Origin of the sequence: Dolichospermum sp. UHCC 0260 (assembly GCF_009711985.1) — a bacterium.
In the GTDB taxonomy this organism is placed as follows: Bacteria; Cyanobacteriota; Cyanobacteriia; order Cyanobacteriales; family Nostocaceae; genus Dolichospermum; species Dolichospermum lemmermannii.
Genome location: NZ_VIKZ01000046.1, coordinates 1 through 11,292 on the forward strand (window position 1 = coordinate 1; position 11,292 = coordinate 11,292).

An 11,292-nucleotide genomic window follows, 5' to 3' on the forward strand; every position below is an offset into this window, starting at 1 on the left:
GGTTAGGTTGGTTAAATTGGGTTTATCGTGATCAAAAAACTGATGAAAGGGTTTATGCTTTTTTTCACCTGAGTTTTGCAGAATATTTTGCAGCTTGTGTGATTGATGATTGGGATTATTTTTTACCTAAAAATCATGTTGATAAACCTGTTAAGGGTAAGAAATATCGTATTTTTGAGAATGAGTGGAATGAGGTGTTTTTGTTGTGGATGGGGAGAGAAAATATTGATGATAAGAAGGAAGAGTTTATTCAAGCATTAGTTAAATTTAAACCTGGTTGTAATGGTGATTTTTATTTTTATCAGGCTTATTTTAAAGCTGGTATAGCCATTGCTGAGTTTAAAAGTTGTTCCCTTGCTGATAAAATTGTAGATCAAATTATCAAATGGGGATTTGGTTATTTTGATATTGAAAAACAAAAATGGATAACCTTTATTGATCCCAATCCAGAAGATGCAAGAAAAACTTTATTATTGACTGATACAAAAAGAGTAATTCCGGTTTTAATCTCCCTTTTCCAAGACACTCAGTATGTACATAAAGTTAGCAGTTTTGATGTTGAGAACATTTTAGAAAAGATAGCGGTAGGAAATGAACAGGTGATAGCTGCTTTAATCTCCCTTCTTCATGACACTCAATATGTATCGAGAGTTGCTTATATTTTAGAAGAAATAGCAGTAGGGAATGAACAGGCAATAAATACTTTAACTTCTCTTCTTATCTTGAATACGACTCATGATAAAAGTATACATCATAGGATTGCTAATTGTTTAGCAAAGATAGATGTAGGGAATAAACAGGCGATAGATACTTTAACTTCTCTGCTTAAAGACACTAAAAATTACGATAGAAAGGAACATAACCTTATTCTGGATATCGCTTATAATTTGGGAAAAATAGATGTAGGGAATAAACAGGCAATAGATACTGTAATTTATCTTCTTGATCCCGCAAAAAATGAACATATCTTTGATTACGGTGTCGGCTTTATGAGTCATACATTATTATATCATAATTTAGTAAAAATGGGTGCATTAGGGAATGAGCAAATCATAGAGAGTTTAATCTCCCTGCTTAATTTTATTGAAAATGAACATAAACATGAAACCTCCTGCCAGTATGACATTTGTCTTGCTTTAGGCTTTATAGCAGTAGGTAATAAACAGGCGGTAAAAAATTTGCTCCTCCTTCTTCAGAAAACCAAGGATGAGTTATTTCGTTGGGAAGTTGCTTGTACTTTAGAAAAAATAGCAGTAGGAAATGAATATGCAATTACAACTTTACTTACTTTCCTTAATGAAATTGAAGATATGGATTCATTGGAAAGGATTATTCAAATTTTAGAAAGTATAGCTGTAGGGAATAGACAAGTAATAGAAACTTTAATTTCCATTCTACAGCCCAATAAAAATAAAAATATCCGTAACAAATTTGTAGAGATTTTTCAATCTAATAAAACTAGATATATTCGCCTCGCTGCGATTGAAATTTTATCAAAGATAGCAGTAGGAGATGAACAGGCTATAGCAGCTTTAACTCATTTTCTTGATGAGGATAAAAATGAGAAAAATCGGACTGGAATTGCCTACTGTTTAGGAATGATAGATATTGGAAATAAAAAAGCGAAACAGGCTCTAATTTCTGTGCTTTATTCTACTAAAAAGAGAGCCATTGCTTTTCCTGCTGCTACGGCTTTAGGAATGATAGATATAGGAAATGAACAGGCAATACAGTCATTAATTTATCTTTTATTTGACATTAAAAATGAAGAAGAGGCTTACTTTGTAAATGAAGATAATTGTTTAGAAATTGCTAGTAGACTAGAAGATATTGCAGTAGGGGATGAACGGGTAATTACAGTTTTAATTGCTCTACTTGATTTCATACAAAATGAAGACAACCGCGTGAGAATAATTGAGATTTTAGAAAAAATAGCAGTAGGAAATGAACAAGCGATAACAGCTTTAATTTCTCTTCTTCATGACAATAAAAATGAAGATATTTTTTACAGAGTTACCGATACTTTAAACACAATTATAAAAACAAAAAATAACTATTTAATAGCAGTTTTATATTTAAGAACACTTCTCACTCCTGAAATATATGAAACCAATTTTTATAATCTCTATCGCCGTTGCTATGAAATCCTCTGGCAATGTGCCAAAAACCTAACCTATCCCCAATTCTACCAAGAATGGCACGCAACCTCACCCCTTAATCCCCAAATCGCAAATTATCAACCCTCCACTGATATTTATACCCAATTAAAGCAACTGCAACCCACCTCAACCACCTATCCCATCCCCCTCAACGCAGCCAGCCTGGAAGGTAAAACCGCAGAAAAAGCCATAGCCAAAGGTATATTAATCAAAATTTATGGCGAAATCTATCCCAAACAAAAAGCCAAAACCATAGAAGATATATTGGACTTAGAAAACGAACTCCAACCCCTGAGAGAACATCTAAAAACAGATAAAATCGCCCTCATTTTCTGTAACATTAATCCTCACCCAGAATTAATTAATTTCTGTCAGCAATTACAGAAGAATGACTGGTTAAAAATCGCCCTGATTACCGATACACCAATAGCATCTCCCTTGAGTGGTTTTCCGCCTCAACAGGATAATTTATTAGGAGTGGTTCAAACTTGGTTAAAGGAATTGGGGTAATACTATTCTCCAGAACTAAAACAGGAATCTTCAGAACAACTATAACCAACCGTTTACTGTCCAAAAAATAGAAATTAATCTCATGTCTATACTCCTCTTGACTATATCGTGTTACCATTATTAATAAATAACCTTGGGAGTTTGACAGATGAATAATTTTAATGTCATCACTTTACCCGATCAACTATATCAAGAACTACAAAAATTAGCTGAATCTGAAAATGATTCCATAGAATCTCAAGTTGTGACGCTATTACAGAAAGCCTTACAGGAAAAACAACAGCAAACAGAAACACAACGTCGTCAAAATGTCCTAAAAGTCCTAGAGGAAAGTCGCAATCGTCGGCGCTTAAATCCTGCCGATTTTGGATTACCAGATAGTACAGCAATGATTAGAGAAGATCGGGACAGATGACTACTACTTTTAGATGTGTATTAGATACCAGCGTGTGTATCAAATATTTTATTGCAGATCCACTCACCCCTAAAGTTATTGAACTTTTTGCTCATCTTGCTTATTCACAAACAAAAATATTTGTACCAGACCTATTTTATATAGAATGTACAAATGTTTTTCTGAAATATGTACGTGCAAATATGTATACTGCTGCTGAGGTACAAGCCGATTTAACTACGCTCAAAAATTTACAATTACAGGTTGTTTCCACAGCCAATTTGATGGATGATGCAGTTAATATTGCCTTAAATTACAATATTTCTGCTTACGATGCTTGTTATGTTGCACTTTCTCAACAAAATAATGCTACTTTGTTGACTTTGGATAAAAAGTTAGTCAAGGCTTTAGCAACCTCATCTTATAATATTCACTTATTTAGCGACTTCCAAATTCCACTTTTACCATCAATATAGCAATTAATCTAGCTACACAAGCCGTAAATCATGCCACAATAGATTAAAAGATATTTAACCGATAATTTATATTATTATAGCTTCACCATTTCCAGGAATTTTTTCTCCATGTCTAATCAAATTAATCTCCAAGTCAATGGAGAAACTCACAATTGTTTATCCCCAACTGCGTTACCCGAATTACTCCAACAGTTGGGTTTTAATCTGCGCTTAATAGCAGTAGAATATAACGGTGAAATCTTACATCGTCAATTTTGGACTGAAACTCAAATCAAAAATGGCGATCGCTTAGAAGTAGTCACTATAGTTGGTGGTGGATAAAATAAGAATCTAATAGCTCTACTCTCCGTTTCTGCGTCTGGAGCCGGAGAAAAAACCTCTATTCCCCCTTTAAAAACTCCAAATACCCCTTACTCAATTCCTCCACAGACAAATCATAAAACTGCTTCCCATGTTCTGGGGTTGCTAAATCAGGATTTGAACCCATTCTCCCATCTGGATAACGTAACCGAAAATCAACGGAACTATAAATTTTATGTCCACTAGCAACTTCTGGATCAAGATATGCTTTTTTAATTGCTGATCTCAAAGGTAAAAACCTTCATTTAAAGCAAAAGCTGGATGATATCTCACTTTCAGAAATTGCTGTTTGTTCGGTTGTGAAGAGTGAATTAATTTTGGTAATTGAACTTTTTACGAATAGCTTGTATTACTTGAGTTTCTTCTGATGTAATTACCCCATCTAAATTAGCAATTTTTTCACATTTTGCTAGTAAAGATACAGCAAAGTCACTATTAATTTGCTCCAGTAATTTTTCTAAAGATGGTGGTGATTTAATATGAGCAGCAATTTCATCCAAAGAAGCAGGACTCAGATTAGCGGCTTTTAATTCTGGTAAAATATCTTCCCATGATTTATTAGGATTACCAGCTAAAACAATATGAACCAATATTTGATCCATAATTTTTGTTTGAGAAATAGCAACTTCTAAATATTTTTCGCTCTCTTTTTGAACATCTACCAAAGTCTCCTCTAAAGTTAATGGATTTTGTTTTGCTTCATAAAATTGACAAGCAGCATAACCTAATCCATAAATCATCACGGCATTTGAACTAGCACCAATCACTGCACCAGCAACAGGGATATTTCGTAATAAACCTAAACCGGCTTGAATTGCAGTTTTTCCTCCTAAGCCTAAACCAAAAATAGTTACTACTTCAGTTTTACGTTTTGAATCTTGTAAATCCATTCCATAAGCAGCAGCAATTTGATAAACTAACTCTGCTGATAATGCAGCCGTAGCAGCCCAATCTACGGCAAACATGGCCGCAGCTTGTCCCGGTGCAAGACTACTAGCAAGACCAGTTGTTCCAGCAAAAACTGACTTTTCCAACATCAAATCATGGGCAATTTCTGGAGGTTTTTTATTTGGATGCTCTTGTTGTAATTTTTTTACAGCAGCCTGAGCTTTAATCACATCTACTTTATCAATTAAAGGATTTAACCAATCCTGATTTAATGATTTGATCGCAGTTTGTAAGATGGAATTATTACCAACAATTGCTAATGCTTGTCCTACAACTTGGGTTGCTTGTATAGCTGCACCACCAACAGCACCACCAACTTCCATAGCTGCACCACCAACGCCCATAGCTGCACCAGCAACCGCACCACCAACGCCCATTGCAGCACCACCCACAGCACCGCCAACACTCATAGCCGCACTGCCAACAGCGCCACCAACGCCCATAGCTGCACCACCAACCGCTTCTGCTGTTCCGGCGATCGCACCAAAAAAGGAATTAAAAAAAGATGGTTGTTCTGTAGATAACTGACTTTCTGTTTTCTGCACCGTCAATGTATTATTTAACTCTAATTCTTGTTGCCAATCTGGAAAATCTTCTCCTGTTTCTCGTGCATAGATTTTGACTTTTTTCACAGATTGAATAGATAAATTTAGCAAGCCACCACGAAGAAGAGAAATTATTGGTTCTTGTTCTGGAACTGTTGCTGATTCTAGTATTATCTGGAGACAGTCCTGTTTAAGAGTTGTTTTAATAATCATGCTAGATGAGTTAAGCCACTGATTAACTAGATCATTAATCGCATTGATATCCCCTGACTTTGCCAGTTCTATAGTATTGGACTGTACCATCATTGTATAAGTGAAAATATTTACGTGTAGTTATCATATTTTCACTTATAGATACCTGTCAATATGTTTTGACTAAAACTGCTAAAATTTTACAAATATTAAAAGTTCTCATTTTTGTGTCTTTTACACAACAAACAAACTTCCATCAACATGAAAAAACTCCCCCAATATCTCAGCTTGTTCTCTGTTTACTTCCAACTCACCATTAATCACCTGAGAAACTAACTCACTCGAATCCAAAACAGGAACTAAATCATCTATTTCTAAATCCCGCGCTTCCAACAAATGCAAAATCCTGGAACGAGGGGTAGAAATATTTAGCTGATAATGCTGACTTTCAAAATCTTCAATTAGCCTTACCAATAATTCCAACAAAGCATTTTCTTCTGCTGTCAGATGAGAACGAGAAAGCAAATCTTCCACAACTGCTAAAAGTCGATCATTTTCTTCCTCAGTTTTAATAACTCGCGGTTGAGACTGAGAAAGTAATTTGCTGTAAACTTCTGAATCAAAAGTAAGGGTTATTTTTCCAGTAGTCCTTGTCATATTCTGCATGAATTAAGACAATAGTTTGAGCTAATTTCATTTATTCCCCCTTCATAAATTCCAAATATCCCTTACTCAATTCCTCCACAGACAAATCATAAAATTGTTTACCATGTTCTGCTGTTGCTAAATCTGGATTTGAACCCATACGGCCATCTGGATAACGAGAACGAAAATCAACGGAACTATAAATTTTATGTCCACTAGCAACTTCTGGATCAAGATATGCTTTTTTAATTGCGTCTGGATAAACGTATTGGGTAACAGCTACTTCGCTAGGGGTAGCATGAGAACCTTCTTGATTACCATATAATTCTTTGGCAAGTTTGTACACAGAACCACCCATAAACCAATTAGCAACTTGACATTGCACTTTTGCGGAATTGGGAATTTGCAAATCTTCTAAATGAGCGTAAGTTTCCGAAAAAGCAGCTTTGAGAGTCGCAATATTTCCTCCATGTCCATTAATAAAATAGAACTTGGTAAAACCAGCTTTTACCAAACAAGTTAAATAATCTTTAACTACTAAAATTAAAGTGCTAGGACGTAAACTAATTGTTCCGGGAAAAGCAGTATGATGTAATGCCATACCCACATTAATAGTTGGTGCTACCATTGCTTGGGTTGCTTCCCCGACACCTTTTGATATAGATTCTGCACAAATTGCATCAGTCCCAATTAATCCCGTGGGTCCATGTTGTTCCGTTGAACCAATGGGTAAAATTATTCCTTGAGATTGTTGCAGATAAGTTTCAACTTCCGGCCAAGTGCTTAAATGTAAGAGCATTGTTTTTTAGGAGTCAGGAGTCAGGAGTCAGGAGTCAGGAGAAAGAAAGAAGGAAGAAGGAAAGAAAGAAAGAAAGGAGGAAGAAGGAAGAAGAAGAAGAAGAAAGAAAATCAACCAATCACCAATCACCAATTACCAATCACCAATTACCAATTACCCAACAATTTCCCACCAACCAAAAGCCGGACCGATAAAACGGATGATTACCCACGCGACAACCATACTACCAATACCAATCCATGCACCACGAGTAGTGATAGCCACAAATTGTGAAGCTTGGGTTTTATTGATGGGAACCCAAGGTAATATTCTAGTAGTGTCTTGTCCGTATTCTTCTCCTAGTGAGTGTTTACGGCGTTTTGCTTCACCCATAATTTAATAATTTAGTTTCTTTTTGAGTTCAATTTAAATTTTAATAGAAATTCGTCATGGAAATTAATTAAGCAGAATCATCTTCATTATTCGCAGAAAACAAACTAGGATCGAGATAGTTTAATCTGGCTAGGGGACTAAGTGCAGAGAGGATTTGCACGCCATAGCTGCGGTTAACGACACGACTATCTAGTAAAGCTACTATACCTTGATTTTCGCGGACAGGTGCGATCGCTCTTTGTAATTCGTTCATAGCTGTGGGTAATAAATATAGTCGAAACCAGTCTTGGTGCGATCGCTTATAATGAGCTACTCTACCAGCTACCAAAGGATTTTCCAAAGATGGTAAAGGTAAAGTTGCAATAATTAACAATCTGGGTGATGGTAAAACACTTTGATTTTCGCGCCAAAATTCCCAACCAGTAATTAAAATCCCATTTTCATCTAAACAAGTTTTTTCTACCTGCACCCGTGAACCAAATTCAGAAGCCAAAATTGTCCCCACTCTGGCTTTTAGCGGTACATCCCCAATTAATATTACCGTCATTCCTGGTGCAGTTGCACTCAAACATACCAAAGTGCGAACTTGATGAATTAATGCTGGTTGAAATTCCGGTGTATTTGGTAAAGGCAACTTATAAGGAATATAAAGTTGAATTGCTTCCCCTTGACTATCAGCAGCAAATTTCAAGCAAGTAACATCCTCTAAACCCAAACGTTGATGGAAAAGAGGTGCTTCCGTTTGCGGTTCTAAAGCACTACCAATTAATACTACAGGTTGACGTTGCCAAATTGGGGCGAGGATTTTACCCAATTCAATTGGAGCATAATATAAAGAAAATAAACCTTGACGACGGGAAATTGTTGACCAAAATAAAGTAGGGGAAGAAGAATTTTCTAAACTTGGGAATTGTTGCCAAAAATTTCGCCAAACATTTGGAAGATTGTTTTTATCTAAAGCTAAATATAACTCTTGTAAGATCTCAATTTCTGGTTGAGAAATCAGATAACAGGAATAGGGATTTTCTGGATGCTGAAATAATTTATATGTTAGTTCTACCCTAACTTCCCGAATTAAATCTGCTTGATAGGGATAAGCCAGCATTAATTGATCCCAATCATGGGGTTCAATGCTTTGAGTCAGTTGAGAACGTACCCAATCTTCTAAATCGTCAACACCATCAATAATTGTGGGAATATTCGCAGGAAATGGATTGTTATCAGCCAATTGTCCTTTTAACCAAGCTTCAGGGGAAGTCAACAGCAAACCCTGAAAATCAGGACTTGGCCAAGTGTCACCGGTTCTAATGGGTTTATTCGCTGGTAGCCACTGCTGGAGTCGGGGAATTTCTACCTTTAATAAACGTTGCTGGACAGTTTCGGAAGCGACAATAATTATAGAACCATGCCACATTAAAGCAGAAGCGATAAAACTGGTGCGATATCGCCCTTGATGTCCACAAACCGCCCCTACTTGGATTAAGGCACTACGTCCCAACCGTAAAGCACGTGCCACTAACCTAGCCATCGTTAAATGATGAGGCCAGGAAGGAAACCCGTCCTGCGATCGCAGGAAGTTATGTAATGATAAATGAACTTCAGCTTCAATCACGTGCTTTTAATTCCATAAAAATTGTTCGTTGTCCGTTGTCAGTTGTCCGTAGGGGCGAAGCATTTGGAAGATAAATTATCGGTCATTGCCAAAAATAGTTCTCCAAATGCTTCGCCCGTACAGTTGTTCGTTGTCCGTTGTCCGTTGTTCGTTGTTTTACCAATGACCAATGACCAATCACCAATCTCCAATCACCATTCACCATTCACCAATCTCCTAAATTATGCCAACTTACCCAGGAATTTCCAGCGAAGCCTTCAGACATCCATTAGACCGTCAAGCAGAACAAGCTTTACGCAATTTACCCGGCTTTGATTTAATCGCCCGTAAATTTGTAGAATTTGTCTATGAACGCCCCCAATTTGTCTATTTAATGGGTAACTCCATTCAAGTCGGACCGCGGCAATATTCCACGATTTACCAGATATTCCGGGAATGTGTTCGAGATTTGGACATCAGCGGTGAACCGGGATTGTTTATTGCTCAAGATGCCCAAGTTAATAGTTATGCTTTAGGACAAGAACATCCTTATATAGTCGTCAACACTGGGTTACTGGAGTTACTCAATGAAACCGAACTACGGACGGTCTTAGCGCATGAACTGGGACATATTAAATGTGGTCATACCATTTTAATTCAAATGGCGATGTGGGCGATGAATGCCGCTTCCGTCATTGGTGAACTAACATTCGGTTTAGGTAATTTTGTCAGTCAAGCCTTGATTTATGCCTTTTTTGAGTGGCGACGCAAAGCTGAGTTATCAGCAGATAGAGCGGCTTTATTAGTGATGGATGATTTAAACCCAGTCATGTCATCCATGATGAAACTGTCTGGAGGTAGTAACAAATATGCCCATGAATGTAGTTTACAAGAGTTTATTCAGCAGTCGGAAAAATATCAGGCACTAGATGATGATGGGCTGAATCAAGTATATAAGTTTCTATTATACAATGGCGCACAAGGAATGATGCTGAGTCATCCTTTTCCTGTGGAACGGTTGCATTATTTACGCAGTTGGGCGGTATCAGAAGAATACCAGGAAATTAAAAGGGGTAATTATCAGCGTTCTGCTGATGGTTCGGTTGATGTGACACCGGAAACACCTGATCATGAAGCGGAAAAACTCAGAAAAGAAATTGAAAAATTACAAGCAGAAATTAACAAAATGAGAAAGTAAATCACAAGATCCCCGACTTCTTGAAGAAGTCGGGGATCTGAAAATCTGAATTTAATCAACTTTCAGTTTCGCAATCAGGAACACCTTCTCTAAATACTCGACTAGCGAGAATATCTACTGCTTCAATGGTAATTAAATCCTGCTTATTTAACAGTTTACCACTACTTAATAACCGATTTGCTTGACGTAAACGCGCTCTATCTATAGCATTACGCACACTTCTAGCATTGGCAAAATGGGGCATCGTCTTCCGTTTAATTAAATATTCGCGGAAGGCTTTTTCGGCATCTGGACTAAAGCAATAGTTTTGGGCTGTGACTATAGATTGGGCAATAGTCATTAAACTATCAACACCATAATCGTTAAATTCAATATGTAATCCAATGCGGGAATTCATCCCTGGATTACTATGAAAAAATCTGTCCATCTGGTCTTTATAACCAGCAAGAATAACGACCAAATCATCTCTTTGGTTTTCCATGACCTGCATGAGAATTTCTATGGCTTCTAAACCAAAATCCCCAGGATAATCTGGACGGTATAAAGTATAGGCTTCGTCAACTAATAAAACTCCGCCCATGGCATTATTTAATACTTCCCTGGTTTTGGGCGCTGTTTGTCCCATACCTTGACCAACTAAATCATCTCGCGTCACCAACATGACATTTTCTTTACGGATATATTCCAGCCGGTAGAGGATTTCTGCCATTCGCATGGCTACAGTGGTTTTACCCATGCCAGGATTACCCAAAAATGTCATGTGCAAACTGGGCGCACCTGCATTCAATCCTAAGCTTTTACGAATACGGTCAACCAATAACAAAGCCGCCATTTCCCTAATTTTGTTTTTGACGGACTTTAACCCGACTAACTCCTGGTCTAACTTATCCAAAATTTCTTGTATATGAGATTCTTGGAAAGCTGCTTCTAAATTAATTCCGTCATTGTGATCTATTTGTTTTTCTAATATCTGTTCGGTCATGACTATCACCTTTGCTTATGATTTTGATGATAGCCTGGAGTCGGGAAATATAAAAGAACATAATCTTTATAGGTCTGATATATTTTTCTTACTTATCAATTAGTAGGGGCGAAGCATTCGG

At 36.9% G+C, this 11,292-nt stretch carries 12 protein-coding genes and 2 pseudogenes; 6 read left to right on the forward strand and 8 right to left on the reverse strand.

Translation table 11 applies throughout. The annotated features are described in order from the left end of the window. From FJR08_RS23040 to thiS, 4 genes and pseudogenes are all read left to right on the forward strand, one after another. Positions 1-2,669, forward strand: a pseudogene (locus tag FJR08_RS23040) (HEAT repeat domain-containing protein); the annotation flags it as partial. Positions 2,670-2,817: 148 nt separating this feature from the next. Further along, positions 2,818-3,084, forward strand: coding sequence for a hypothetical protein (locus FJR08_RS17005; RefSeq protein ID WP_168633963.1), 267 nt, complete (start codon positions 2,818-2,820; stop codon positions 3,082-3,084). Then, the gene (locus tag FJR08_RS17010; RefSeq protein WP_148765940.1) at positions 3,081-3,539 is read left to right on the forward strand and encodes a type II toxin-antitoxin system VapC family toxin; all 459 of its coding nucleotides are present in this window, start codon (positions 3,081-3,083) and stop codon (positions 3,537-3,539) included. Before FJR08_RS17005 ends, FJR08_RS17010 begins: the two co-directional genes overlap by 4 nt. 108 nt (positions 3,540-3,647) lie before the next feature. Further along, positions 3,648-3,860, forward strand: coding sequence for a sulfur carrier protein ThiS (gene thiS, locus FJR08_RS17015; RefSeq protein ID WP_168633964.1), 213 nt, complete (start codon positions 3,648-3,650; stop codon positions 3,858-3,860). 58 nt (positions 3,861-3,918) lie between these two features. Here the strand turns inward: thiS and FJR08_RS17020 are convergent. The 4 genes and pseudogenes from FJR08_RS17020 to FJR08_RS17035 all read right to left on the reverse strand — a co-directional run. Then, positions 3,919-4,119 (reverse strand): annotated as a pseudogene (locus FJR08_RS17020) (creatininase family protein); the annotation flags it as partial. A 91-nt stretch (positions 4,120-4,210) separates the two neighbouring features. Continuing rightward, positions 4,211-5,695 carry a hypothetical protein gene (locus FJR08_RS17025; protein WP_168633998.1) on the reverse strand — a complete coding sequence of 495 codons (1,485 nt, stop codon included), beginning with the start codon at positions 5,693-5,695 and terminating at the stop codon, positions 4,211-4,213. Positions 5,696-5,818: 123 nt separating this feature from the next. Beyond that, a complete protein-coding gene (locus FJR08_RS17030; RefSeq protein ID WP_168633965.1) occupies positions 5,819-6,241 on the reverse strand; it encodes a type II toxin-antitoxin system HigA family antitoxin in 423 nt (140 codons plus the stop codon). Positions 6,242-6,281: 40 nt separating this feature from the next. Further along, complete coding sequence (locus FJR08_RS17035) at positions 6,282-7,028, reverse strand: creatininase family protein (RefSeq protein WP_168633966.1); 747 nt, start codon at positions 7,026-7,028, stop codon at positions 6,282-6,284. Here FJR08_RS17035 and FJR08_RS23295 point away from each other — a divergent pair. Then, positions 7,028-7,222, forward strand: a complete 195-nt coding sequence (locus FJR08_RS23295) for a hypothetical protein (RefSeq protein ID WP_217357529.1) — start codon at positions 7,028-7,030, stop codon at positions 7,220-7,222. The two genes, FJR08_RS17035 and FJR08_RS23295, sit on opposite strands and share 1 nt — an antisense overlap. On the opposite strand, the gene FJR08_RS17040 is transcribed toward FJR08_RS23295, so the two are convergent. The 3 genes from FJR08_RS17040 to FJR08_RS24060 form a co-directional block, all read right to left on the reverse strand. Next, positions 7,182-7,400, reverse strand: coding sequence for a DUF2839 domain-containing protein (locus FJR08_RS17040; protein WP_041457777.1), 219 nt, complete (start codon positions 7,398-7,400; stop codon positions 7,182-7,184). The genes FJR08_RS23295 and FJR08_RS17040 overlap by 41 nt on opposite strands. A 67-nt stretch (positions 7,401-7,467) precedes the next feature. Next, positions 7,468-9,012 carry a helicase C-terminal domain-containing protein gene (locus tag FJR08_RS17045; protein WP_148765932.1) on the reverse strand — a complete coding sequence of 515 codons (1,545 nt, stop codon included), beginning with the start codon at positions 9,010-9,012 and terminating at the stop codon, positions 7,468-7,470. A gap of 82 nt (positions 9,013-9,094) precedes the next feature. Continuing rightward, on the reverse strand, positions 9,095-9,217 hold the full coding sequence (locus FJR08_RS24060) for a hypothetical protein (protein WP_256369737.1): 123 nt from the start codon (positions 9,215-9,217) through the stop codon (positions 9,095-9,097). A gap of 18 nt (positions 9,218-9,235) precedes the next feature. Here FJR08_RS24060 and FJR08_RS17050 point away from each other — a divergent pair, with 18 nt between their 5' ends. Further along, entirely contained in the window at positions 9,236-10,189 is a 954-nt protein-coding gene (locus FJR08_RS17050; RefSeq protein WP_015079268.1) for a M48 family metallopeptidase, read from the forward strand. Between the two features lie 55 nt (positions 10,190-10,244). Here the strand turns inward: FJR08_RS17050 and FJR08_RS17055 are convergent, their stop codons facing one another. After that, positions 10,245-11,171 (reverse strand): AAA family ATPase, encoded by a 927-nt coding sequence (locus tag FJR08_RS17055; protein WP_168633967.1) that lies wholly within the window; start codon positions 11,169-11,171, stop codon positions 10,245-10,247. Positions 11,172-11,292: the final 121 nt, after the last annotated feature.